Genomic DNA, 24,429 nt, shown 5'->3' with positions numbered 1-24,429 from the left:
CTTATGAGGTAGGGGTCTCTAATGAATAAAATAAGTCAGTGGTTTATTATTAACCTATTCCCATTATGAACCTATGATACCGCCGTCGTCTTTAGTAATCATGATGACTGATGAGCGTGGCGTTTTACCTTTATGCGGGAAAGTAGAGTCGTTTTTCTCACCTGGGTGTTGAATGTTGACAAACATAGTACGTTCATTATTGGCCCACGTTAAACCTGTAATTTCACATGAATTAGGACCTGTTAAGAAACGACGAATTTCGCCAGTTATTGGGTCGCCACATAGCATTGAGTTATGTCCCTGACCAACAAAATCGCCTTCATTACTGTATTTACCATCTGTTTGAATCCAAATGCGACCAGTAGTGTCAAAGCCAATACCATCTGGACTATTGAAGGTATTTTCTTTAGTGACGTTCTTGCTACCTGCGCGAGGGTCATTTTTTGGATAAACGTTTGGATTACCTGCCATGACGTACATATCCCACTCAAACGTTTCTGCAGTATGGTCATCGTTGGTTTCACGCCAACGAATGATTTGACCGTAGATGTTATCTGTGCGAGGATTGGCAGCATTTGGTTTAAACGTATCGCCACGCTTAGAGTTGTTGGTTAGCGTACAGAAAACCATTCCATTAAGTGGGTTAATAGCAATCCACTCTGGCCTATCCATTTGGGTACCACCGACATGGTCAGCTGCTTGACGAGTATGGATAGCTATATCAGCTTGTGATGCAAAGCCATTCTTTTGGGTTAAACCGTTTTTGCCATGCTCAAGAGCCACCCATTTACCTTTGCCCTTTAATGGCACATCGCTACCATTGAAGATAGCAACGTATAAGGTACCTTCGTCTAGAAGATCTCGGTTATGTTGCTCATCACCTTCTTTAAACTTGTTTTTACTCACAAACTTATAGATACGCTCGCCACGTTCATCATCACCCATGTAAGCGACTACATGGCCAGTTTTTGCAACTTGTAAAGCAACGTTTTCGTGTTTAAAACGACCCAGCGCCGTGCGTTTAACTGGTGTGCTTTTTGGGTTTAGTGGATCAATCTCAACCACCCAACCAAAACGATTAATCTCGTTGGGGTTTTTACCTAGGTCAAAGCGATCGTCATATAGCTCCCAGCCATAGCTAGATTTAGCTTTGACCCCATAACGTTTCATATTGTCATCAATAATCTTTTCGTTTGATGCACCAAACATATCATCAAAGTTTTCTTCACAAGTCACATAGGTGCCCCATGGAGTTTTTCCGCTTGAACAGTTACCAAATGTACCTAATACCAGCTTGCCATGTGGGTCAGCTTCTGTTTTTAAAAGGTCATGACCTTTAGCGGGACCCGAAACTGCCATTGGTGTATGGGCAGTAACACGGCGATTTAATGGAGAGTTAATATCAAACTTCATTTTGTTTTTGCCATTCGTTTTTACACCAATCATACTCAGGCCACAAACATTCTGGCTTTTCAATACCTCATCTGCATTTCTAGGTAAGTCTTCTTTATGGGTAAATAATGTATTGTGGTTAGGATATTCATTGTTAATCGCTAAAACCCCATTCCCGTTTGAGGTTTCATAAAACTGCATACCGTCGTTGTTTTCACCAAATAGCTTCTCGAAGTCGGCCCCTTTATTGCTGCGGTCGTCTTTAAACTCTGGTGCACTTGGAAACATCTTATCACCAAATGAGATCAGAACATCGGCTTTGTAGCCGTCTGCGATACGAACGTTATCGGTAGTTGCTGCGGCTAATGGTTTGAACTTTAATAATTTAGAGCCATTAGAAGAAGCTGCGAAAACATTAGCGCTGTAACCACCAAGAAACGCTGCTCCAGATAAAATACCGCTAGCTTTTAATAAACTACGGCGAGATGTGCTAATAGTCATTATAATATCCTAGGTTGTTGAATTGTGTTTGAGTACTATAAGGGCTTAATATGTCAAAACGGTTAAGAGGAATAGGGTTGAAAAAAATTATTCGGTTTGAATAGTACGAGATAATCAACAAGTCAATTAGCGAAGGTTTTATATAGGTAAACTAGGTAGGTTTTATCGGTAAGTATTAGATGGATTTCACATGTCTTACTTTGCTATTTAGCTGCAAAGGATATGTATTAGCAGAACAATGGGTCAAATAGGACTGAGACCCCTCAGTAAATTTATTGAGGGGTCTCAGTAAGTAAGAAATAACCTAGAGGCATTATTCAGCATTTCAGTGCTTAAAATTTGATAGTTTGGTATATTTTGATAGTTTGGTTTATTTTGATGGTTTGGTCTATATAGTCACACTCTCATTATTTAATACTGATTTTATGACGAGTCGGTATATAATGGGTAGCTTTTTATTATTGCCCTGAGGATAGACCACCATCACTTACTAGAATAGTTCCCGTCACGTATCGTGCCCCATTTTCGCTTGCTAGTAGGGCGTATAGGTCAGTATGTTCTTCAGGGGCAGAAACACGGCCGAGTGGAATATGTTTACCCATAGTCTCAATACGATCACGGTCTCTATTCATTGCTTTATCGCTCTGATTTAAGCCATCAATCCCTTGAATAGGTGTGTCAGTGGCACCGGGTGCAACACCACAAACCCGAATGTGTGGTGCAAAATCGAGTGCTAGCTGAGCAACGACCCCACGCAGTGCAAATTTAGAGGCAATATACAGAGGCCCGCCACCGCCAGGCCTGAAGCAGGCATTTGACCCTGTAGTAATCAAACAACCTTTGGACTCTTTAAGCGCAGTATGACTAGCATGTGCTGCCATTAAAACGGCTTTGACATTGGTTGACATGATTTGAGAAAACCCGTCTTCTAACTCTTGAGGCGTCATTTTTTGCAGTTTTTTAAAGAAATCCCAAACCCCAGCATTTGCTATCATAACATCTAAGCCACCCCATTTTTCCACAGCAGTAGCCACCGCGTTTTCATTGGTGGCATAATCATTAACGTCGCCAACGACACAGCAAAAAGTATTGTGAATCTTAAATTCTGCGACTTGCTCAGAGTTTCGAACAACGCCAACAACCTTTGCGCCCTCGTTAAGAAAGCGTGTCACAATTGCTTTGCCAATTCCGCTACCTGCCCCAGTAACAATGACACGTCTATTTTGTAGCATTTGCATATTCCACCTATCGTTTACATAAATACGTTGAGGTTTTTAGTCAATAACGTAGATTGTTGAAGAAGAATGAGTCGACCTGCTAAGCGGTATTCATGACCAACTTTACGCCATATGTCCTTACGGCGTCCCATTAGTGTCGAATCATCACGCTCAAAGCGACTGCGATATAAAGTAAACACAGTGTGTACCTCAAATTCGTCTTCTTTATTGGTATGAAACACTTCAAGGTTTGATACCGCAGTGACCTGACGTGTTGGCGGATCTTCTGTCCAGCACATACCACTATCAACGCGCTTAAGGCGCAGACGAATACTTTCTTTAGTTTCTTCAAAAAGTGACATTCTTGATGTGGTAATTTCTGGAGTACGACTTCTTCTTAAAATGTTTTCGCGAATTGGCGCCCAGTAAACCAAATCCTCTTCAAGGCTATCCATCCACTCATCGAGCTTTTCATGATTTAACAAATATGCTTCACGATTGACAAACCTTTGAACCTCAAAGTAGGTGTGCATATCCACGTGTTCGCCTTTTGCATCCAGTGCTAATAATTGATCTCTTGTCATGGTCAACGCCTCATTAATAGTGTGATTTGTCTAATGGAATGTCTGCCCAGCTTTTGGCGTCCATAAATTCAGCGTAGCGTTTAAAGAATAACCGTTGGTTAGCATCATTTAGCTGACCTTTGGTTACTGTACCTGGTAAATCAAGGGGTACGGCTTCGCCCTTAGTTGGGTTCATGGCGTAACATAATTTTTGATTGCGGGTAATATAACCTGCATTACCAATAGTGGCGTGCTCCCAGTTTTCGCCATCATCCATCTCTAAAATACCACTGGGCGAGAAGGTGCGCATTGATCCTAGACGCCACTTGTCTTTAATTTCGTCGGATGCTTGGCTAGGCACGAGTGTCCAGCTGTGTAGTTCTGTTTGAGTGGGCCCTTTAGGAGTGAATGTTCTAAAGGTCAAGTAACCTGGTAAGAACGCAAAGTTAGGGAAGACTAAACCTGATGCTACTGAGCCTAATAGCTTGCCACGCACAGCACCTAAGCGCTTAGAGATCTCTTCTTCACGAGAACGCAAGTACTTGATGATGTCTTTATCGCCCATTGTGGCGGCGTTACCAAAGTTATTAGCTAATGAGAATTCCCAACCATGTCCGTTAACGCTGGCTTGATAAGATTCTTCATTGGTAACGACAATACCGCCAGACTCTTTTAAAGTGGCTTCAGCTGCACTCAAATGAGTCCAAAGTGCGTGATAAATATCGCCAACAAAGTTGTCAGCGGGGTACTTCCAGTTACATTGTAAAAGTGAACGAGTGGTGCCAGGTATAAACTCTGTGCCTTGTTCATCAATATCTAAGATAGCATCAAGATACCACCGGAAATCACCTAAATAATCTTCTAAAGAAGGGGCTTCTGGATCAAATGTGGCAAAAACCAAACCTTTATAGGTTTGTACTCTCGCTTTGTGTAGGCCCCAGTCTTCTTTTTTAAAACCTTCTGTTTTATCATATAATTCATTTGCTGGCATGCCATTTAGCTTACCGTCTAGACCAAATGCCCAGCCGTGGTAGTTACAAACAAAAGATCGAAGTTTGCCTTCACCTGCAAAACATACTTTATTACCACGGTGAGGACAAGAATTAAGCATCACGTTAATACTTTTGTCTTTTGCGCGTGCGACTATCACAGCATCTTCACCAATGTAAGTGGTAATAAAGTCGCCAAAATCTTTAACTTGAGACTCATGAGCCACAAAGTGCCAACAGCGGGCAAAGATATTCTTTAGCTCAAGCTGATAGATGTCCTCATCCCAAAATATACTTCTATCAATTATACCGTTTTCGTGATCAACAAGTGATCGTATATCCATTGACATTGTAGGTACTCCATAAAGTTAGTAGGGTCGTTTATTTCATTCAAAATGAATGAAAGTAAATGCCGTGATTTCTTTCTTTTTTGTACATTTGATCAATTAGATCTGACCAATTTTCCAATAACGCTCGCTGATTTAAATACCCTTTGTCTGTAATCTCATTTCTTTCTATTGAGGGTTGCTTAGGTAAAAATGCAAAACGATTGATTCTTCTGCTACCACTAAAGTAGATTTCGTTGTAATCATTTAGTAACTTGGTAACCTGAGCGATTAACGGCTCTATTGTCTGCAGATGGACAGAATTTTTTTGGTTTTCAGTCAACCTGTAATCATGTGCTAATCGCTCTAAATTTGGCACAATCAATATGCCAAGCTCTTGTTGATTATGACCTGTAATGACCGCGTCTAAAAAATACGGCTTGAGTGCTGTTACCACAGCTATGCGTACTTCGTTGACGTTTACCCAAGTGCCTGAACTTAATTTAAAGTTCTCAGAGGTTCTACCTTCAAATACTAAGCCTTCAGATGGATTATTTGGGTTGACCAAGCTGCCGGCATCTCCCATTGAGTAGAATCCATCTTGATCAAAAGCTGCGGCAGTGGCTTTTTCATTGAGCCAATATCCAGGCGTGACGTTAGGACCTCGTACGGCTAGAGCCTGCTTATCTTGCGAGGGAATAAGTTTGATTTCTGTGCCTGGCATAGGGATACCAATATTGACCGCCAGATCCGTTTCAAAGTTAACACAGGTCGCAAATGGCGCTGTCTCGGTTGAACCCCAACCAGCAAGAAGTTTTGGGCTTGAACCGACAAGCTCATAGGAAAGTTCAGCAAATCTATTTCTGGTCTTCTCTGGTAAGGCAGCACCGGCAACAAAGATAACTTTAATTGAAGAGAAGAAAATACGAGCTGACCTGTGGTCATCTTCAAATTGAGCGAGAAGAGCCTCAAGACCAGCGGGTACATTAAAGTGAAGATTAGGTTCAATCAGGTTGATATTCTCGATGGTTCGGCCAATCAAGCTAGGAATGGGTTTGCCATCATCAATAGTCATGGTGCCACCATTAAACAGCGTGATATTAACGCAAACGTTCCCACCAAACGTATGACTCCAAGGTAGCCAGCTAACCAAACTAGGGGTCATATCTTTCAAAAATGGCCACATTTTGAACAGAGCCACTTGATTGCTGTACATCATTCTGTGCGTGTTAATAACGCCCTTTGGTGAGCCTGTCGAACCAGAAGTCATCATGATTTTACAGACAGTATCTTGAGTGACCAACGCTCTTTTTTGCGCTACTTCTTCATCAGATATTTGTGGTAAGTCACGAATTTCTGTCACTTTATCCATATCTGAGTTCATGGCAACAATAGGGATGTCATGCTTGGACAGTATATTATTCACGGCTTTTTTAAAGAGGTTGGTATTACTAAAATAAATAGCACCAGGCTTAACGGTATCAATAATTTCGTTTAGTCGACTAAACGTTTGACCATACATAGCGTAGGCAACTGAAACAGGATTGACAGGTACCCCAATAGCCATGGCTGCAAAAGAAACAAGAGCGTGACTAATAGAGTTTGGTGCAATAATCATTAACGGCTGCTCAGCCGATATATCAAGAGTGCCTATGTGAGAGGCAATGGCCGTTACTTTAGAGGCAAATCTTTTATAGGAAATCTCTGACCAACCATCAGCAGATCTTTCACGCATGTATACCGTATTTGGCGACTTTTTTGCCCAATAATCGATACAGTCCAGCATGGTGTGTTCATCTAAATCTAACGGCTCTTCATTACGCAATATGACGCTACCATTATCTCCTTTGGTGGCGATAACATTGTGCTTACCTAGGTTAACTTCTTCATGTATATTGAATAAATTTTTCAACATTTTAAGCATCCTTCCTTGGTTTAAATTTGCTAAGACCTAGACATATACCTTGTCTGGCATTTTAATTAAGCGCTTTAGCTCGCTTATTAAAATCGATTAACTAAAACCTGCTTTATAAAATAGATAAGATAGGGTAGTGGGATTCAATCTTTAATGGCTTAAAATTGGTTCCATGAATCACTCTATAACTTAGGCCAGATTGAAAGCGTATGGTTGAGGGTTTCTTTTAATTCAGTAAAGTCTTGACTCAATGACTGGACAATAGCTTCCACAGTTTCGATACGTTCGGTCGCCCCCACACCATGGCCTGCTCCCCAAGTGTCTCTCCAAGCTTTGCCATTACCTTGAATATTGGAGAAGTCTATAGGCGTGCTGCCTTGTGGTATGGCTTTATCAAAGCCTGTATTAATTAGGCTCTGTCTAAGCCAATTTGCCATGACGCCTGAAACGGCATCTGATGTCACAATATCCTCCATAGAGGCGTCAACCAGCATTTGGCGATACTCATCAACCACTAAGCTTTCAGGACAGCTGATAAATCGAGTGCCCATGTAAGCAAAGTCTGCACCTAGAGTTAATAGGGCGGCAATCGATTTGGCATTTTGCATGGCACCGCCCACTATAAGTGGACCCGCGTAAAATCTACGAACCTCTTCAACAAATGCAAAAGGCGAATACTTACCTGTATGTCCCCCCGCACCTGAGCAGACTAAGATAAGACCATCAACGCCGACATCAACGGCTTTTTTAGCCTGTTTAACATCGATAACGTCAGAAAACACCTTGCCACCAAAGGCATGTACTCTGTCTAAAACACGTTTTGGGTTGCCTAAAGCGGTAACCACAAACTTAGGCTTATAGCGTTCAACTAGCTTTAACTCTTCTTCAAAGCGATCGTAGCTTTTGTGGACAATCATATTGATAGACCACATACCCTCAAACTCTGTGCCTTTTAGTTCTGATTCAATCTTATCCAACCATTTTTTTAAATCATCGATGGTGCGTGCATTTGGGGCAGGAAAGCAGCCGATGATGCCTGCTTTCGCTGCCGCGATGACTAAATCTGGACCAGAAATTAAAAACATAGGGGCGACAATAACAGGGAGTGTCATCTTTTGGTGTAAAGAGGAGACAATTTCACGATTAGCCATTGCGGTCACCCTTTACTTTTAACAAGGTCAAGCGCAACATCAACAATCATGTCTTCTTGACCGCCAATAAGCTTACGATTACCTACTTCAACTAAGATCTCTCTTACATCAATGCCATATTGCTTAGATGCTTTCTCAGCATGGCGTAAGAAGCTTGAATAAACACCTGCGTAGCCTAACGTTAATGTTTCACGATCGACACGAACAGGTCTATCTTGAAGGGGTCTTACTAAGTTTTCAGCGGCATCCATTAATTTGTATAAGTTGCATCCATGCGACCAGCCCATACGGTCAATAGCAGCAATGAACACTTCAAGCGGGGCGTTACCCGCACCAGCACCCATACCTGTTAACGAAGCATCAACACGAGTGACTCCATTTTCTACCGCAGCGATACTATTAGCGACGCCCAAACTTAAATTGTGGTGAGCATGAATACCCAGTTGGGTTTTGTCATCAAGTGTGTCACGAAGTGATTTGACACGGTCGGCAATATCGCGCATGTTCATAGCGCCACCACTATCCACCACATAAACACACTGAGCACCGTAGGACTCCATCAGCTTGGCTTGTTCAGCGAGATGAGCGGGTGTGGTTAAATGTGACATCATCAAGAAGCCAATCGTATCCATGTCCATCTCTCTAGCGGTTTGGATATGCTGTTTTGATGTGTCTGCCTCAGTACAATGAGTTGCAATACGTACAGAGCGCACCCCTAAGTCATGTGATCTTTTTAAGTCTTTAACGGTACCAATTCCAGGTAGTAAAAGGGTGGTTAATACCGCTTTATCAAGGATATCAGCCACGGCTTCTAACCACTCCCAGTCCGTATGGGCGCCAAAGCCATAGTTGAAGCTACTGCCACTGAGTCCATCGCCATGCGCCACCTCAATGGCATCTACCCCTGCGTCTTCAAGTGCTACGGCAATATCACGTACCTGGTCAATGCTATATTGATGACGAATGGCATGCATACCATCACGAAGCGTCACGTCTTGAATATACAGTTTTTCATTACTCATGTTTTTATCCATCATGATTTATTCTCCATCTTGCGCTTGTCTGGCCAAAGCAATTTTTTCAGCGGTTTTTAAAGCTGCTGAGGTCATAATGTCTAAGTTACCTGCATAAGAGGGTAGGTAATGAGCAGCGCCTTCGACCTCCAAGAATACAGACGTTTTTAGACCAGTCATTTTTCCAAAACTTGGCATATGAATTGGGTTGTCATCGCTAAAGCGTTCAAACTGAACTTCCTGTTTTAAGCGATAGCCTGGAACATAACTTTGCACTTCATTAACCATCTCTTTGATGCTTGCAGTGATATCTTCTTCATTGCCCTCCTTTGAGAAGGTAAAGACAGTGTCACGCATGATCATTGGTGGTTCAGCAGGGTTTAGCACAATGATGGCTTTACCATGTTCAGCACCGCCCACTTGTTCAATAGCTTTTGACGTTGTTTCAGTGAACTCGTCAATATTGGAACGGGTGCCTGGGCCTGCTGATTTTGAGGATATTGAGGCAATAATTTCAGCATAGAAAACAGGGGCAACACGGGAGATAGCGTGAACTATAGGAATTGTCGCTTGGCCGCCACAAGTTACCATGTTCACGTTAAGTTGATCGATATTTGAATCGCCATTTACCGCAGGAACGATAAATGGCCCAATGGCTGCCGGTGTTAAATCAACAATAGCCTTACCAGCTTCCATACATATTTTGGCGTGTTTAGCATGCGCATATGCTGATGTTGCATCAAAAACGACATCAATTTCTTGCCATTCTGGCATTGAAGTTAGATCATCGATACCTTCGTGTGTGGTGGCTACGTTCATACGTTTAGCCCGTGCCAAACCATCTGATTTAGAATCGACTCCCACCATAACGGCCATCTCTAAATGCTGGGAAGTTCTTAAAATTTTGATCATTAAATCAGTACCAATGTTGCCTGATCCGATGATAGCGACTTTAGTTTTATTAGACATACCCTTCATTCCTATTCGGTAAAACTCACTGAAACATGGTTAAGACCATCTATTGTGGCAGTAAACGAATCATTCTCTTCAACAGCAATCATCGGTCCAAGTGCGCCAGACAATACAACATCGCCCGCCTTTAGCGGTTGACCATTGTCAATCATGGTCTTAGCTAACCAAAGCGAGGCTAATAATGGATTGCCCATGCAGGCGCGACCTTCACCTTCAGACACGACGTTATTACCTTTAAACAGTTGCATTTTGCAATTTTCCAAATCTAGCTCACGAAGGGGTACAGGCGTTGTTCCCATAATAATCCCCCCATAAGATGCATTGTCGGCAATGGTATCGAATAAGGTAATGTCCCAATTTTCGACTCGGCTATCGACAATCTCTAATGCTGCCACGGCATAGTCAACAGCGTTAATGACATCAACAATGGTTAAGTTTTTTGAATCAAGATCTGACTTAAGCACAAAGGCAATTTCCGCTTCGATTTTTGGCTGTAAAAACCGTTTAATAGGTATTTCTGCACCAGAACAATAGCAAGTGTCAGCATAGACCATACCGTAATCCGGTCGATCAACGCCTAGCTGTGCCTGTACGGCCTTAGAAGTCAGCCCAATTTTCCGACCAATGGCTTTTCTGCCTTCCTTGGTCCAGCGTTGATGATTAACTTGCTGAATTTTGTAGGCTAATGACACATCTGGATTTTCTACACTATTACGCAAAGGGGCAACCGCATTACCTTGGTAAGCGTCATAAAGGGTTGTTGCTATGCGTGAGGTTAAATTGTTATCGATCATAAACAAAACTCTCGTAGGGTTATTCTGTTGTCGTGGCTAAATTTGGATTTAGCAACAGTAGGGGGTATAGGCTATGAGTAGCCTGTGAGGTAGGCTCTATTTTTGCCTACAAACTACGTTATTAAGATCAAACTACGGTATTAAGTTCAAACTATGGGTTAAGTTCAAACTATGGGTTAAGTTCAAACTATGGGTTAAGTTCAAACTATGGGTTAAGTTTGAGCTTTATTGACGTGGTGGGCGCTGAAACTTATGTCCCCATGCTGAATTGGTATGATGGACTTTCACATGCCATGACTCGTCATCTACCTCAAGTGCACCCCACCCAAATTCAACATCAAAACCAGACGGACTCATAGTATAAAAGGACAACATTTCATCATTTGAATGACGACCTAGCGTGAATGAGAAGTGTGCACCTGCTTTTTCAGCGGCATACATTGCACGTCCAACATCGTCAATGTTATCTACCTGCAACATGATATGGGCAACTTTGGCAGGGATAGGGACTGGTGCAAGTGCTAGAGAATGATGACGACCATTACAACGTAGGAAAGTAATGCTTAAAGGTCTGCCGGGGATGACTTCAGTATCAATATAATCAGATACTTTGAAGCCTAAGAATTGGGTATAGAAGTCCTCTTGTGCAGTGTGATCTTTTGTGATTAAAACAATGTGTCCTAACCCTTGTTCGCCTGTCACAAAGTTAAATCCGGTAGGGCTTATAAAAGGTTTGTTAGTAAGTTGGAGCGGACCATAAAATACTTCACAGCGTGTTCCATCAGGATCATGAAAATAAATGAGATCTTTGACTTTTCGTGCTTTAGCAAGCTCTGATGAACCCGTTTTAAATGCAATGCCTTGCTCATTAAGGCGACGTTTAAGTGACTCTAATCCTTTTTTATCACTTACTTCCCAACCAACATACTCAAGATCATCATGATCCGAATTTTGTAAATGAATGCGCCAAGCATATGCGTCTATACGAAGATATAAATCGCCGTTTTCATCTTCAGTAGCATTCACTCCGAGTACGTTTTCAGCATAATCACGCCATGCTGCTGGGTTAGAAATAGAAAATCCAAGATATCCTAGCGCTTTAATTTCTGACATGTTTTCCCTCACATGATAATAGTTGTTGAATCTTTGTTACTAACGCTGTCCTTAGCGAAGTATTTAGTGACGCATTTAACCGCTAATTTAACCGCTAATTTAACCGCGCATTAATTTACGTAATGGTATTGCTGGATTGGATAGATTGTCTGGGTCAACATTGATATTGTTTTTAATCATACGCATTGACGCACGAACGGCATTTGGGTTATTCACACTGACAGCACCAACGACTTTATTATCAACAACACTGAAATAAACGGGCCAATCACCCTCTAATCGCTCAACAAGATGTTCAGTCGTCGGTAAAATCTTCCCTGCCATTTCAATGTGCAAATTACCTTGGTCTGACCAAAACCAGTCCACTGGTTCTGCGGGGAGTGGTTGATTCAAAATAGCTGCGGCAACACGTTTACCCTGAAATTGAGCAGATTGCCAATGTTCGTGACGAACCGTAACACCATCTTCCTGTGCTATGGCTGCAACGTCTCCAGCAGCATAAATACCCAGAAACTGAGTTGCTTGGGTTTCGTCAACTTGGATGCCACCGATATCTGTATTAACTAATTTCTTGCTGATATCCTCTGACAAATAAGTGGTATTAGGTGACATACCCACTCCTAAAACAATCACATCAACATTGAGTGTCGTATCATCTGTAAATACAACGTTAACGCTACCATCCTCTTGTGCACTAAATTTACTAATCCGGCAATTATTGGTAAGTTTTACACCTTGAGCACAGTGATTAGAGATAATTTTTTCGCATAAAGGTTTTGGTAAAAGATGCGCTAAGGGCAGCTCAGCGGCATCTAACCAATACACTTCAGCCCCGAGCTTTGATAATGATGCTGACGTTTCAGCCCCAATGAATCCACCGCCAATAACGGCAATGCGAGCATCAGGCGTAAGTTTTTTGCGTAGCATAATCGCGTCACTAAAGTGACGTAATACCATAACTTGGGGGAGGTTCGCGCCCTCAATAGGCAGGCGTCTTGCTTCGCCACCCGTGGCCAGCACGATGGCATCAGCGGTTAGCTGTTTTTGCGACTCTAACGTGATTGTTTTTGATACTGGGTCTAGCTCGGTAACGGCCTCTCCAAAGTAGGTATCAATTTTAAGCTCTGCTAATTCTTGTTCAGTGATTAAAGTAATGTCAGCCGCATTTGTATCAGGATTCATCAGTACCTGCTTTGATAATGGTGGTCTTTCGTAGGCACCATGTTGATCTTTATCCACTAAACAGATAGTGCCTGCAAAATTGCCGCTGCGTAGCTGCCTAATACAAGTAATGCCAGCGGCACTTGCGCCAACAACAATGATAGACGCTATCTGGCTCATCGGTTAACCTCGACATAAATCTCACCGTCTTTGATTTCTACATCATAGGTATTGACGGCTTTCATGGCTGGCGGATTTTCTGGTGCACCCGTTTTAAGGCAAAACACAGACATGTGCAGGGGGCATTCAACAGTATCACCCTCAACAAAACCCTCGCAAAATGAGGCTTCAGCATGGGTGCAAGTGTCGTCAATGGCATATACTTCCCCACTTTCGCCGCGAATAACCGCAATGGGAGGTTGAAAATTATCTAGTTTGATTGCTTCGCCGATTTCTAGCTCATCTAGTTTGCAAACGTGGAACATAGTATGACTGCCTTATGGTGCTAAATGATTTGATGTTAAAACTATTAAGAAAAGTGGTTGATGACTAGCTGAATAAATTCTTTTGGTCTTTCAGCCATAACCCAGTGGCCACAGTTTGATAAAATATGGAGATCAGCATTTGGCATAGAGCGACCGAGTTTTAGTCCCATTTCTGTTGGCACCACTTTATCTTCACGACCATGAATCACAATCGTTGGATGCTTAATTTTAGCGACAACATGTTCAGGCATACCGGAAAGTGGGGTGTCACCTTGCTCATTCGGCTTCACGAGTAATTTTCTAAGGCCTTCTTGTGCGCCCGGTATCAAGCTAGTTTGATAGCGCTCTTCGACGAGTTCATCGGTAATGATGTCTTGAGAGTAGGGGAAGTGCGACATAGCTTTGCGCATGTTTTCACGTGATGGCGTATAGTCCCAGCCCGCACGTAAGCCTGGCGTCATTATAAATTTGTCACAAGGGGTGCCCATTAAACAGATCTTATTGAAACGTTCTGGAAAGCGTGCTGCCGTAGCAAGGGTGAGAGAACCACCAAAAGAGTTGCCAATAACATGCGTTTTTTCTATGCCCATCGCATCTAGGAATGCAAGTAGATGTTTTCCCCAATGTTTGATGTCGTAAGAGAAATCAGGATTTCTTTCCGTGTGTCCAAATCCTGCCAGATCAGGAGCAATCACATGGAAGTGCTTTGCAAGTTCAGGAATGATTTTACGCCAGTTTGTGTATGCTGATACGCCGGGGCCTGATCCATGCAACAGTAGTAAGGGCTCTCCTTGCCCCATTTCTAGATAGTTGGTTTGTAAACCAAATGCCTTAATAGTTTTGCCTTTACCTGACTCAGTGACTTGCATGTTAATTTTCCTTAATTAGTTGCAGCATGTTAGTCCTTATCATGTTTGGTCGATAACCAAAACATAAAGTTTTCGTGTCTTAAACTCTAATGTAAAGAATTAAGCATGTCAATACGCTACCGTATGTTTTTATTTTTTTTAGGCCAAATTTGCCTCTCATACCCAGCTAACTAACAAGTTATCTAATGACAAACTGCCCATAATCATATAATTTAATAGGTTGTTTTTAATCACAAAAGGATTGCAATCTATGGGTTTAAACAATAAGAAACCCAATAAGTCCGGAGCATTGACGGCAAAAGATTGGCTAGATATTGCAGAGTATGAATTGTCAAAACATGGTATTTCGGCAGTTAGGGTTGAAGCATTAGCAAAAAAACTTGGCGTAACAAAAGGAAGTTTCTACTGGCATTTTAGCGACCGTAAAGATCTTTTCGAAAGGCTGTTGACCCGCTGGCGAGATCGTTCTACTAACGCAATCATTGAGCGTTTAAACGATGCAAATTTGACACCTAAAGAGCGCTTAAAAGAACTCTTTTTACTGCCACATAAGCAAAATAGTCGAGTTGATGGCGGTGCCTTGGAGTCAGCTATTCGAGCATGGGCACAGGATGATAAAACAGTAAACCAAACGCTGTATGTGGTTGATAACCATCGTCTGGCATTCATCGCTGATATATTCGAGAAGCTTGGCTACGATGAGTATGAATCTGAGCTTAGGGCATCGCTGTTTTACTACACTTTACAAGGCATGGCTGCGGTTGATTTTAATAAAAATAACGCACACATTGAGAAAATATTTGACATGCTACTTTGATTTGAGTTTGTCTAGACGACAAAACTCTATGATGAGGGGGGTGTTTCTAGCGGATATGAAGATGCGCATACAATCGCTATGTTTGGGGCAAGTCCTAGTGGGTTGCACACCATTGATAAACAGATACGCACACCTACAGATATAGTCAGCGAACTACTAAATGGTTACGGCGTTAACCTCGTTAAGCCTACTCCAGTAGTACTTGCACTCGGTTGCCTTGTAACCATTTTAGACTTCTTTGACTATAGGAAAGGATTGCGTTTACGTCGCCCTTCTGATATTGCAGGTAATCGTTGAATCCAAAGCCAAAGGCGATACTATCATTAATATACCTGATCCTTTAAATGACCAGATTGGAAAGACTTGTTGGGTAAGGCCACTCAACAATACTTAGATGATGCTGGGGGTTTAGGTATGGATGCGCAAACTGTGTATAAAAAAGCGCAAGAAGCGAGCACTGCTTGTACACAATAGATTAAATGCTATTACTAAACATCACTTAAGGCCTATTTGTTATATGTTATCTATGTGCGGCTGTAACGTGAGCACTAAAATTAATAATAAAAGGTATTGTAAATAGTAATAATTCTCGTTATTATAAAGATGCCTTTATGATAATGAGTTAGTCAAGCATTCGATCAATTTAATGAACCGTTTTATTGAAGAGTCGTTTTTTAGTCTAAAGTTTAGGTAAGGATATTTAAATGATAGTCTGTATATGTAACGATGTAAAAGACCGCCAAATCAAAGCGGCTATGGCCTCTGGAGTTGATACAATGGCAGCGCTCAAAGATACTCTTGATGTGGCTACTTGCTGTGGATGCTGTGAACCTATGGTAAACGATTTACTTGAAGCGCATCATGCTGATAGGGTTGATATTAATTTGGTCAATCAGCTCGCTTACGCAGTTTAAATCTCATTCAAACTTTATATTAGTTAAATCGAATATTGCTAAATAGAGTCTTCTTAAATTATATATTAGCCTATATTCAATCCTATTTGCATTAACCAATACGATTGGATTTTCTGTGACAGCGTGCATTACCAAATTGTATTTAAATGACCCTATATAAAACTCAGCTTGATGCCATAAAAAATCTCACAAACCAATATAAGATTTGTGAGATTTTTTTATTTTTAACTTAAGGCGAATCACGACTTAACTTACTTAGTAGTACTTACTTAGGATTAATTAAATCACTAATCGTCAATGTGAGCCTGAATATAGTTTTCAATGCCCATATCCTTGATTAAATCATTTTGAGTATCTAACCAATCGATATAGTCTTCATTGCCATCTTTAAGTTCCAATAGCAGTTTACGTGAGACATAATCTTGCTTTTCTTCGCATACATTGATGGCATCTTTTAAAATATCAAACTTATTATTTTCAAGCTTAATATCGCACTCAATCATCTCAGCGACATCTTCGCCAATTAAAATCTTTCCATAATCTTGTAAGTTAGGTAGGCCTTCTAACAACAAAATACGTTCAATAATTTTATCAGACCATTTCATCTCAGAGATAGATTGTTTGTAAAACTTTTCGTTTAACTCCTCTATACCCCAGTTTTTGGCAATACGAGCATGTAAAAAGTACTGATTGATTGCAATGAGCGATTGACCCAAAACACGATTTAAAACTCTAATAACTTCTTTATCAACTTGCATATTGGCTCCCTAATTCTAATTAAATCATTTCTAATTAAATAACTTCTAATTAGATAATAGTATCTATGGTAATACTCAATTAAGCATTAACATTATTAGAATCTGAGGGTTCTCCCATCTGACTTTGTAAATAATTTGGTAAGCCAATCATATCGATTAAACGTAATTGCTGCTCTAACCAATGTGCATGATCTTCTTCAGTATCTTCCAATTGAGCAACCAGCATGTCGCGTGTGACATAATCGTGCTCTTTTTCACAAAGAGCAATGCCATCTTTAAGATGCTGACGTACAGAGTATTCAAGCTCTAGGTCAGATTGCAGCATTGCGGGTACAGTATTGCCAATGTTTAATTTGCCCACGGTCATATCTGGCTTACCATCAAGCATCAAAATACGGCGTATGATAGCTTGAGCATGCATGGTTTCATCATGCATTTCATGATGAATACGGTCAAAAAGTTTGCCATATTGCCATTCAGCGTACATTTCAGAATGAATGAAATATTGGTCACGAGCAGCGAGTTCACCGCTCAACAAAAAGTTTAAATAATCAATAACGGTTTGACTGCCTTTCATAAATGGCTCCTTAAATAAAAATAGTTTTCAGTTGGCTAATTCACAAATATAATTTCGGCAAATTAACAGCCTACTTTAGTTATTAAGGTTAACACATCATATTAAAATTGCTATGAAGTTTTAGAACCGAGAATGAAGGGGCAGTTGGTAATGAGAAAGGTTCATATAAAGAGGTATGTATCGTTCTCGGCTTAATGAACTTTAAATGTCATAATAAAAAGCTCTACCGCATTTTAGTAGGATAAACGATGCACTGAGTTTATCTTTTCAAATTGACCGTAGAGCCTTTAGCACAAATACTTTAAGTAATATGTTAAATGGCATTTTAAATATTACTTACCATAAACCGAAAGCTAAATAAGACAAACACTAAACCAAAAAAGATATCGACTACATTGAACTACTGACAGTAATCAGGTGTTGGCTGAGGCCAAATCTTACCCGGATTTAAAATATTTTTAGGATCTAAAGCTTGTTTAATGGCCTGCATGATGGCGATTGAATTGCCGTGCTCTTGTTGCATGTATTTTTGTTTGCCTTGACCAATACCGTGCTCACCGGTACAGGTACCTCCCATTTCAATAGCTCGCATCGCCAAGCGGCCAATGATGCCCTCAGCGGTTTTAACTTCTTCAGGGTTATGGGTATCAACCAGTAATAAAACATGGAAGTTACCATCACCAACGTGACCCACAATAGGGCCAATCATACCATTGGCTTCAACATCTTTGGCCGTTTCGCTAACACACTCTGCCAATCGAGAAATGGGCACGCAGGCATCCGTTGAGAGAGCCTTGCTGCTAGGTTTCAATGCACTGCCTGCATGATAAGCATTATGGCGCGCTTTCCATAGCTTTCTGCGTTCGGTTTCATCAGTGTCCCATTTAAAGTCTGTACCGCCAAACTCCTCAATAATTTCTGCAAACGTTTGGGCTTGTTCTTGCACACTAGACTCAGTGCCATGAAACTCAACAAATAAAGTAGGTAGCTCGGGCAGATTAAGATTGTCATATTGATTGCACGCTTTCACTTGCAATGCATCAAGCAGCTCAATTCGGGCAATAGGGAGGCACATTTGGATGGTCAGCATCGTTGCCTGACACGCATCTTCAATGGTTGGAAAGTGACAAAGCCCGCTGGCTACACATTCGCTGATACCAAATAGCTTAAGGGTAATTTCTGTCACAATGCCCAGTGTGCCCTCAGAACCAATGATTAATCGGGTCAAGTCATAGCCTGCCGAAGACTTTTTAGCCCGAGTACCTGTACGAATAATTTGACCATCAGCGGTTACCACTTCAAGTGCCAACACCACATCCTTCATTGTACCGTAACGCACAGCGTTGGTACCAGATGCACGCGTGGCAACCATACCCCCGATACTTGAGTTAGCACCAGGATCAATAGGGAAAAACAATCCGGTATCACGTAGGTAGTGATTGAGCTGCTCACGGGTCACACCAGGCTGTACGGTAACGGTTAAATCTTCACTATGCACCTCTAGGATCTCATTCATGGCGCTCATATCGATAGATAAGCCACCATAAGGTGCGTTTAACTGACCCTCAAGCGAAGAGCCAACCCCAAAAGCAATAACCGGCATTTTGTATTCATTGCATAACGCCACGGCTTTAGCGACGTCCTCTTTATTATGTACGGTCAAGACAGCATCAGGCGCTTGAGGCGTGAGCCATGTCATTGTATGAGCGTGCTGGTCGCGCACGGTTTGATTGACGCTAATCTTGTTGCCAAAGGCCTCTTTAAGAGCGGTAATGGCATCGCTATAGTCGACGTTTACTTGGGCTTTCACTTGAGATGATGTCATGAGTGTCTCCTTACTGATTGTCCACTTAATATAGTCAGCGAACTACTAAACGGTTACGGCGTTAACCTCGTTAAGCCTACTCCAGTGGTACTTGCACTCGGTTGCCTTGTAACCATTTTAGACTTCTTTGACTATAGAATTGTTATTACCCGTCGTATTTTAGGATGGTTTTTCGCCCATCACAATCGCACGGTACATTTCACGTCGGTATCCATCATAGTCATTAAAGGCTTGATGCACACAGAGGCGATTATCCCACATAATAACGGTGTTGTTTTCCCAACGTAAACGACAGGTAAAAGACTCTTGAGTGGCAAAATCTGCTAAAAAATTAAGCAGCGGTCGAGATTCATCCTCAGTCATACCCTCGATACCGGAGGTATAAATTTTATCAATAAATAAAGATTTCTCGCCAGAAACGGGGTGGGTGCGTACAAGCGGATGATAATAACCTTTTAGCATTTTTTCAGTGTCTAAGTTTAGGTCAATGTTACCAATAGACTCAACCTTACCCGTTTGTTGAGCCTTTTTTTCTTTTTGCATATTGGATAATACCGTACGACCACTCATCCATACCTTAAGTGGTTCAATCATCTTTTTCATAGTAGGGCTTAATGCTTTATAAGCCAGTACTGAATTAGCAAACATGGTATCGCCACCATACGGAGGAATATCAACACCGTAATTAATGGCAATTGATGGCGGACGCTCTAAAAACGCTGAGTCGATATGCCAGCCAGTGCCAAAGACACTTTTAATTTTCACATCGGCTTCTTTGATTAACGGCTGAATATTTGGATGGCCCTCAACCCCTTTGGTATAAGCATCTGTACCAAACTCGCCTAACTTTTTAATTAGGTTTTCGTGATCGGTAAAAGAGATATGTTGGTCTCTAAAAAAGATCATTTTGTGCCGATAAAGCGCTTCCTCAATCTCGTCCATTACCTCATCAGTGACGTCGCTTAAATCGACACCGCGTATTTCAGCGCCCATAGCGGCTGCTAAAGGAACCGCCATAATGTATTTGTACTCTTTTGCGCTATTATCAAAAAGTCCGGTTGGGTGAACACTATTAATCATTTTCTTAGTCCTTTAAGTCGATTTTAATAACGGGGTGCATCAAAGCTATTGAGCACTTTTATCGATAGAATCTGTTTGCCGCACGTCTGTTTAAGCTTTGATTATGATTTAAGCTTTGATTGTGGTTTAAGATTTGCAAGCGACACTGGCTTCTTTCGCTTTCTCATAAACCGCTTGTGCGGCCAGTCCTTGTTTTTCACTGTCATCGATATATTTTTGAATTTCCGTTTCTAATAAATCCTTCCAAGCAGGGTCGCTTAGCGGATCTGGGATATTAATTATCGTATCGCCATTGGCTTTCGCCTCAGCCTCACCCTTAGCATCTTCTTCATCAAAAATGCTGCCTGCTAATGAAGACATCATCTCGCCAGAGTTATTATCAATCACTGTTTTCAGTTCATCCGGCAAGCTGTTGTATTTGTCTTTATTCATGGTCACTACAATAGCAGAACTATATAAAGGCATATTGGTGTGCGTATTAACCAGCTCGTTTAATCTAAAGGCACTAGTGGCATCCCATGGAAAGCTCAACCCATCAATGACCCCCCGTTGCAAAGAGGTATACAGATCAGGGGCGGGTAGACCCACAGGCGTGCCTCCCGCTGCTTCTATAATATTACCCGCTATTGCCGATGGGCGACGTATGCGCATTCCTGCCATATCTTCTGGCTTACGAATGGGTTTATCAATAGTGTGAAAGACACCGGGGCCTGCTCCCATCATGAATAGTGGGTGCGTATCTTCATATTCACGAGATATATCGCCATTGTCATACAAAGTTTGTAAGATACAATTTAATTGTGTGGCTGTATTTGACAATCCCGGAAGTTCGGCGATTTGAGTTAAAGGGAATCGGCCACTGGCATACCCTTGCACCTGTACCCCTATGTCAATAATGCCTTTTGCAGTAGCATCATAGGTAGCGTTTGGTTTACTTAGTGCGGCAGAAGGGTATATCTCAACTTGAATGTTACCATTTGATTCTTCGGCTACTTTATTAGCCCACGGCTCAAATAGTTTGACATGCATAGCACTAGAAGCGGGCCAGAAGTGTGAAAAGCGCAGAACAACTGGATCTATAGCGGTGTCGTTAGCGGTCTTAGAGTCTGCTTGTTGTTTTGCTTGCTCATTTGCTTGGTCATTTGATGGCGAACACCCCGTAAAGCTGAGGAGCGTAGATAAGGCAATGCCAATAGGTAGGGCTTTTTTCATCATAAAATCCTTTTTGTGATGGGCTATCTTATTTCCTAAAAAAGACCATAATAAAACAGACAATCCCGACTGTTTTTACTGTACAAACTTCGCAGTACAGGTGCTAACATCCTTGATTAAGCGTACGGTGTGAGCGTACGATTAGTGAGATGAGTGTTTTTTAGGACCTTGCATTTTTTAGAATCTATCTCTTAGATTATTACTTGTCGCCGTTAAAATCTAGTGATAAATCTATCAGTATTTATGATAAATGATCAGGCATAGAGACCAAGTTATCATCTAAGTATCCCAACTCGGGTCAAGCCTTTTCATTAAACGATAATAAGCGGGCCATTCAGGGAGTCTAACTTGTGCGCCTGCCTGAGCAGCACCGTCTTCAAACTGACCTCTTGTATGTCTCATAGCCTCTTCACTGGCAATGTGTAACTCGCCACCAGATGCCATCGCTTTAAGCTGAACCTGACAACCTTGGATAAATTGATACATGCGGCTAAACGTGCAGGCAACATCGGGGCCTGCGGTAATCACACCGTGATTGTTGAGCATTAACGTGTGGTTGGTCGGACCCATTGAATCAAGCAGTCTTTTCTGCTCATCAGTATCTAAAACAACCCCCTCAAACTCGTGATAACCCACGCGCTCGTAAAATATAAATGCCTCTTGAAACAACGGTATAAAACCACACTTCAACGCACTGACCGCTTGAACATCGACATTATGCGTATGCATGACACAGTTTAAATCAGCTCGGCCTTTGTGGATAGCGGTATGAATCACATTACCTGCCTGATTAATCGGATAAGGTGAGTCATCTACCTTATTACCCTCAAGATCTATCTTGACCAAATTTGACGGTTTAATCTCACTGTACAATAAGCCGAAAGCGTTGATTAAGAGGTGCTCGGTACCCGGAATTTTATAGGAGATATGATTATAAACTTGAGTGGTCCATCCATAATAATCGACCATTCTATAGCACAGTGCTAACTCGACTCTTGCCTTCCATTCCACATCGCTATAGCCTGCTGGCGTGACTGTTGAAGCAAAAATATCTTCCATAATATTCTCCATTTGGTTAATTCCATTTAAGCCCTATCAGTTTAGATGATTTTTTCAAAAAAGTCTCTCGGGAGTAGCCCATAAATAACGCCACGTTCACAATCCACATCATGAAAATCAGCGGTAGCCAATCCTGCTTTACGTTCCTATCTACTTACAGAAACGAGGCGAGGCCTACAGCTTGGCGTATCTCTTGCGTCACGTAGCTCCGCCAAACTTAAGCCTCGCAACTCGTTTATGTAAGCAGGATATCCACTGCAATCAGGGCTAAACAGCTTCTCAAGGTAGCCATCGTTTCAATGACTGACCCTTAGTCTCATTCTAACGCTTAGCGCCTTACCTTAAAAACAGGGTAATTACCGTTAGAAATTGAATGCATCAGAAGCCCTGTGTCGATAGAGATTTCTAGTCATTATCATAAGCCACCTATGTAATGATATATCTTTTAAAACTCATTACGTAAGCATAACTCTCAGAAAATCCCCTTTAAGCGATTTTCTCTTGCGCAGCTAAAATTGCAGTGCAATTTTTAACGCTGCTCATAAGCCACCTGTGTGGTGGTATATGTTTTAAAACTCATTACGTAAGCATAACTCTCAGAAAATCCCCTTTAAGGGATTTTCTCTTGCGCAGCTAAAATTGCAATGCAATTTTTTAGCGCTGCTCATAAGCCACCTTTGCGGTGTGAAAGTCATATGATTAGGGTTTTTAACATTGTGTGCATTTCTAAGCCACCTATGCGGTGTGAAAGCCGCTACAACGGGTGCGTCTACTGCAACAATTTTTCTAAGCCACCTATGCGGTGTGAAAGCAAGTGGAACGGGCCGAGGACGGTCAAATACTTTTCTAAGCCACCTATGCGGTGTGAAAGTTCCCCGATTTTGTTATTCAGCTCTTCGGCAATTTCTAAGCCACCTATGCGGTGTGAAAGTACAAACCGGCTTTTTATCGTGGTTTAGTGTTTTTCTAAGCCACCTATGCGGTGTGAAAGATGCGCTGCACAGCGATTGCAGATTTTCTGGTTTTCTAAGCCACCTGTGCGGTGGGAAAGCAATCTAATAAGCTTTTAAATGATTATGTATTTTTCTAAGCCACCTGTGCGGTGGGAAAGAATAGCCACATGCCCACTAATATTACTAGCCGTTTCTAAGCCACCTGTGCGGTGGGAAAGTATTCATCATAGCGCCCCCACTTAACGTAACTTTTCTAAGCCACCTGTGCGGTGGGAAAGAAGTTATACCGCCCCAAGTACCCGCAGAAGACTTTCTAAGCCACCTGTGCGGTGGGAAAGGAGACACTTTCATTTACATTGCCATCCATTGATTTCTAAGCCACCTGTGCGGTGGGAAAGTATATCTTTTAATAAGTTTTTAAACGACCCTGTTTCTAAGCCACCTGTGCGGTGGGAAAGGATAAATTCCTGACCATTACAAGGTACAGCAACTTTCTAAGCCACCTGTGCGGTGGGAAAGAGGTGGGACGGGAACAGATACGGGAACAGGGATTTCTAAGCCACCTGTGCGGTGGGAAAGAAGCATAGCCCAAAGCTTGGCGTTTTGGTCAATTTCTAAGCCACCTGTGCGGTGGGAAAGATTGAGTCGCTAAACAAGGTTATGGATGGCGAATTTCTAAGCCACCTGTGCGGTGGGAAAGAAACTCTTTAAACAGGTCGATAGCGGACTCATTTTCTAAGCCACCTGTGCGGTGGGAAAGGATATTGACGCGG

General features: G+C 41.8%; 22 protein-coding genes and 1 CRISPR repeat array (1 of these 23 running past the window's edge). Of the genes, 3 read left to right on the top strand and 19 right to left on the bottom strand.

Annotated elements, in window-relative coordinates:
- Window positions 1-63 precede the first annotated feature (63 nt).
- From AC2SLN_RS07580 to AC2SLN_RS07520, 13 genes are all read right to left on the bottom strand, one after another.
- Window positions 64-1,893 carry a PhoX family protein gene (locus AC2SLN_RS07580; RefSeq protein ID WP_486550430.1) on the bottom strand — a complete coding sequence of 610 codons (1,830 nt, stop codon included), beginning with the start codon at window positions 1,891-1,893 and terminating at the stop codon, window positions 64-66.
- A gap of 458 nt (window positions 1,894-2,351) precedes the next feature.
- A complete protein-coding gene (locus AC2SLN_RS07575) occupies window positions 2,352-3,131 on the bottom strand; it encodes an SDR family NAD(P)-dependent oxidoreductase (RefSeq protein WP_486550429.1) in 780 nt (259 codons plus the stop codon).
- A gap of 14 nt (window positions 3,132-3,145) precedes the next feature.
- On the bottom strand, window positions 3,146-3,694 hold the full coding sequence (locus tag AC2SLN_RS07570) for a 3-phenylpropionate/cinnamic acid dioxygenase subunit beta (protein ID WP_486550427.1): 549 nt from the start codon (window positions 3,692-3,694) through the stop codon (window positions 3,146-3,148).
- Between the two features lie 13 nt (window positions 3,695-3,707).
- Entirely contained in the window at window positions 3,708-5,012 is a 1,305-nt protein-coding gene (locus AC2SLN_RS07565; RefSeq protein WP_486550426.1) for an aromatic ring-hydroxylating oxygenase subunit alpha, read from the bottom strand.
- A 40-nt stretch (window positions 5,013-5,052) separates the two neighbouring features.
- Entirely contained in the window at window positions 5,053-6,903 is a 1,851-nt protein-coding gene (locus tag AC2SLN_RS07560; RefSeq protein ID WP_486550424.1) for an AMP-binding protein, read from the bottom strand.
- Window positions 6,904-7,085: 182 nt separating this feature from the next.
- Entirely contained in the window at window positions 7,086-8,054 is a 969-nt protein-coding gene (locus AC2SLN_RS07555) for an NAD(P)H-dependent flavin oxidoreductase (protein WP_486550422.1), read from the bottom strand.
- 5 nt (window positions 8,055-8,059) lie between these two features.
- Window positions 8,060-9,091, bottom strand: a complete 1,032-nt coding sequence (gene dmpG, locus AC2SLN_RS07550; protein WP_486550420.1) for a 4-hydroxy-2-oxovalerate aldolase — start codon at window positions 9,089-9,091, stop codon at window positions 8,060-8,062.
- 3 nt (window positions 9,092-9,094) lie between these two features.
- Window positions 9,095-10,036, bottom strand: coding sequence for an acetaldehyde dehydrogenase (acetylating) (locus AC2SLN_RS07545; protein ID WP_486550418.1), 942 nt, complete (start codon window positions 10,034-10,036; stop codon window positions 9,095-9,097).
- A gap of 11 nt (window positions 10,037-10,047) precedes the next feature.
- Window positions 10,048-10,833, bottom strand: a complete 786-nt coding sequence (locus AC2SLN_RS07540) for a 2-keto-4-pentenoate hydratase (RefSeq protein ID WP_486550416.1) — start codon at window positions 10,831-10,833, stop codon at window positions 10,048-10,050.
- Window positions 10,834-11,058: 225 nt separating this feature from the next.
- Window positions 11,059-11,946, bottom strand: a complete 888-nt coding sequence (locus AC2SLN_RS07535) for a VOC family protein (RefSeq protein ID WP_486550414.1) — start codon at window positions 11,944-11,946, stop codon at window positions 11,059-11,061.
- 99 nt (window positions 11,947-12,045) lie between these two features.
- Window positions 12,046-13,287: an NAD(P)/FAD-dependent oxidoreductase gene (locus AC2SLN_RS07530; RefSeq protein WP_486550412.1), complete on the bottom strand. Its 1,242-nt coding sequence runs from the start codon at window positions 13,285-13,287 to the stop codon at window positions 12,046-12,048.
- Window positions 13,284-13,592, bottom strand: coding sequence for a bifunctional 3-phenylpropionate/cinnamic acid dioxygenase ferredoxin subunit (locus tag AC2SLN_RS07525; protein WP_486550410.1), 309 nt, complete (start codon window positions 13,590-13,592; stop codon window positions 13,284-13,286). Before AC2SLN_RS07525 ends, AC2SLN_RS07530 begins: the two co-directional genes overlap by 4 nt.
- Before the next feature lie 44 nt (window positions 13,593-13,636).
- Complete coding sequence (locus AC2SLN_RS07520; protein WP_486550408.1) at window positions 13,637-14,461, bottom strand: alpha/beta fold hydrolase; 825 nt, start codon at window positions 14,459-14,461, stop codon at window positions 13,637-13,639.
- A 250-nt stretch (window positions 14,462-14,711) separates the two neighbouring features.
- On the opposite strand from AC2SLN_RS07520, the gene AC2SLN_RS07515 reads away from it, so the two are divergent.
- The 3 genes from AC2SLN_RS07515 (at window position 14,712) to AC2SLN_RS07505 (ending at window position 16,192) form a co-directional block, all read left to right on the top strand.
- Complete coding sequence (locus AC2SLN_RS07515) at window positions 14,712-15,278, top strand: TetR/AcrR family transcriptional regulator (protein WP_486550406.1); 567 nt, start codon at window positions 14,712-14,714, stop codon at window positions 15,276-15,278.
- Between the two features lie 78 nt (window positions 15,279-15,356).
- A complete protein-coding gene (locus AC2SLN_RS07510) occupies window positions 15,357-15,575 on the top strand; it encodes a hypothetical protein (protein ID WP_486550405.1) in 219 nt (72 codons plus the stop codon).
- Between the two features lie 407 nt (window positions 15,576-15,982).
- Window positions 15,983-16,192 carry a (2Fe-2S)-binding protein gene (locus tag AC2SLN_RS07505; RefSeq protein WP_486550403.1) on the top strand — a complete coding sequence of 70 codons (210 nt, stop codon included), beginning with the start codon at window positions 15,983-15,985 and terminating at the stop codon, window positions 16,190-16,192.
- 287 nt (window positions 16,193-16,479) lie between these two features.
- Here AC2SLN_RS07505 and bfr (AC2SLN_RS07500) read toward each other — a convergent pair whose 3' ends face one another.
- The 6 genes from bfr (AC2SLN_RS07500) to AC2SLN_RS07475 form a co-directional block, all read right to left on the bottom strand.
- Window positions 16,480-16,950 carry a bacterioferritin gene (bfr, locus tag AC2SLN_RS07500; protein WP_486529644.1) on the bottom strand — a complete coding sequence of 157 codons (471 nt, stop codon included), beginning with the start codon at window positions 16,948-16,950 and terminating at the stop codon, window positions 16,480-16,482.
- A gap of 79 nt (window positions 16,951-17,029) precedes the next feature.
- Window positions 17,030-17,527, bottom strand: a complete 498-nt coding sequence (gene bfr / locus AC2SLN_RS07495; RefSeq protein ID WP_486550402.1) for a bacterioferritin — start codon at window positions 17,525-17,527, stop codon at window positions 17,030-17,032.
- Between the two features lie 400 nt (window positions 17,528-17,927).
- A complete protein-coding gene (locus AC2SLN_RS07490) occupies window positions 17,928-19,352 on the bottom strand; it encodes an FAD-binding oxidoreductase (protein WP_486550400.1) in 1,425 nt (474 codons plus the stop codon).
- 159 nt (window positions 19,353-19,511) lie between these two features.
- A complete protein-coding gene (locus tag AC2SLN_RS07485; RefSeq protein ID WP_486550399.1) occupies window positions 19,512-20,432 on the bottom strand; it encodes a TauD/TfdA dioxygenase family protein in 921 nt (306 codons plus the stop codon).
- 126 nt (window positions 20,433-20,558) lie between these two features.
- Window positions 20,559-21,644, bottom strand: coding sequence for a TRAP transporter substrate-binding protein (locus AC2SLN_RS07480; protein ID WP_486550397.1), 1,086 nt, complete (start codon window positions 21,642-21,644; stop codon window positions 20,559-20,561).
- Window positions 21,645-21,923: 279 nt separating this feature from the next.
- Entirely contained in the window at window positions 21,924-22,703 is a 780-nt protein-coding gene (locus tag AC2SLN_RS07475) for a class II aldolase/adducin family protein (RefSeq protein ID WP_486550395.1), read from the bottom strand.
- A gap of 663 nt (window positions 22,704-23,366) precedes the next feature.
- Window positions 23,367-24,429: direct repeats of the CRISPR family, unit length 28 nt; unit sequence TTTCTAAGCCACCTGTGCGGTGGGAAAG (it continues 950 nt past the right edge of the window).

The sequence above is a fragment of the Psychrobacter sp. CX90 genome (assembly GCF_057396305.2).
Note: the sequence above shows the minus strand (reverse complement) of the source record. Positions and strands in the feature narration are given on the sequence as shown.

What these genes read in the sequence shown, in the direction of transcription:
- AC2SLN_RS07545 (WP_486550418.1), bottom strand. Translation starts at nt 10,036, where the DNA reads ATGTCTAATAAAACTAAAGTCGCTATCATCGGATCAGGCAACATTGGT.
- bfr (WP_486529644.1), bottom strand. Translation starts at nt 16,950, where the DNA reads ATGCAAGTTGATAAAGAAGTTATTAGAGTTTTAAATCGTGTTTTGGGT.
- AC2SLN_RS07480 (WP_486550397.1), bottom strand. Translation starts at nt 21,644, where the DNA reads ATGAAAAAAGCCCTACCTATTGGCATTGCCTTATCTACGCTCCTCAGC.
- AC2SLN_RS07485 (WP_486550399.1), bottom strand. Translation starts at nt 20,432, where the DNA reads ATGATTAATAGTGTTCACCCAACCGGACTTTTTGATAATAGCGCAAAA.
- AC2SLN_RS07540 (WP_486550416.1), bottom strand. Translation starts at nt 10,833, where the DNA reads ATGATCGATAACAATTTAACCTCACGCATAGCAACAACCCTTTATGAC.
- AC2SLN_RS07525 (WP_486550410.1), bottom strand. Translation starts at nt 13,592, where the DNA reads ATGTTCCACGTTTGCAAACTAGATGAGCTAGAAATCGGCGAAGCAATC.
- dmpG (WP_486550420.1), bottom strand. Translation starts at nt 9,091, where the DNA reads ATGATGGATAAAAACATGAGTAATGAAAAACTGTATATTCAAGACGTG.
- AC2SLN_RS07565 (WP_486550426.1), bottom strand. Translation starts at nt 5,012, where the DNA reads ATGTCAATGGATATACGATCACTTGTTGATCACGAAAACGGTATAATT.
- AC2SLN_RS07560 (WP_486550424.1), bottom strand. Translation starts at nt 6,903, where the DNA reads ATGTTGAAAAATTTATTCAATATACATGAAGAAGTTAACCTAGGTAAG.
- AC2SLN_RS07570 (WP_486550427.1), bottom strand. Translation starts at nt 3,694, where the DNA reads ATGACAAGAGATCAATTATTAGCACTGGATGCAAAAGGCGAACACGTG.
- AC2SLN_RS07535 (WP_486550414.1), bottom strand. Translation starts at nt 11,946, where the DNA reads ATGTCAGAAATTAAAGCGCTAGGATATCTTGGATTTTCTATTTCTAAC.
- AC2SLN_RS07510 (WP_486550405.1), top strand. Translation starts at nt 15,357, where the DNA reads ATGTTTGGGGCAAGTCCTAGTGGGTTGCACACCATTGATAAACAGATA.
- AC2SLN_RS07580 (WP_486550430.1), bottom strand. Translation starts at nt 1,893, where the DNA reads ATGACTATTAGCACATCTCGCCGTAGTTTATTAAAAGCTAGCGGTATT.
- AC2SLN_RS07575 (WP_486550429.1), bottom strand. Translation starts at nt 3,131, where the DNA reads ATGCAAATGCTACAAAATAGACGTGTCATTGTTACTGGGGCAGGTAGC.
- AC2SLN_RS07520 (WP_486550408.1), bottom strand. Translation starts at nt 14,461, where the DNA reads ATGCAAGTCACTGAGTCAGGTAAAGGCAAAACTATTAAGGCATTTGGT.
- AC2SLN_RS07475 (WP_486550395.1), bottom strand. Translation starts at nt 22,703, where the DNA reads ATGGAAGATATTTTTGCTTCAACAGTCACGCCAGCAGGCTATAGCGAT.
- AC2SLN_RS07555 (WP_486550422.1), bottom strand. Translation starts at nt 8,054, where the DNA reads ATGGCTAATCGTGAAATTGTCTCCTCTTTACACCAAAAGATGACACTC.
- AC2SLN_RS07530 (WP_486550412.1), bottom strand. Translation starts at nt 13,287, where the DNA reads ATGAGCCAGATAGCGTCTATCATTGTTGTTGGCGCAAGTGCCGCTGGC.
- AC2SLN_RS07515 (WP_486550406.1), top strand. Translation starts at nt 14,712, where the DNA reads ATGGGTTTAAACAATAAGAAACCCAATAAGTCCGGAGCATTGACGGCA.
- bfr (WP_486550402.1), bottom strand. Translation starts at nt 17,527, where the DNA reads ATGAAAGGCAGTCAAACCGTTATTGATTATTTAAACTTTTTGTTGAGC.
- AC2SLN_RS07505 (WP_486550403.1), top strand. Translation starts at nt 15,983, where the DNA reads ATGATAGTCTGTATATGTAACGATGTAAAAGACCGCCAAATCAAAGCG.
- AC2SLN_RS07490 (WP_486550400.1), bottom strand. Translation starts at nt 19,352, where the DNA reads ATGACATCATCTCAAGTGAAAGCCCAAGTAAACGTCGACTATAGCGAT.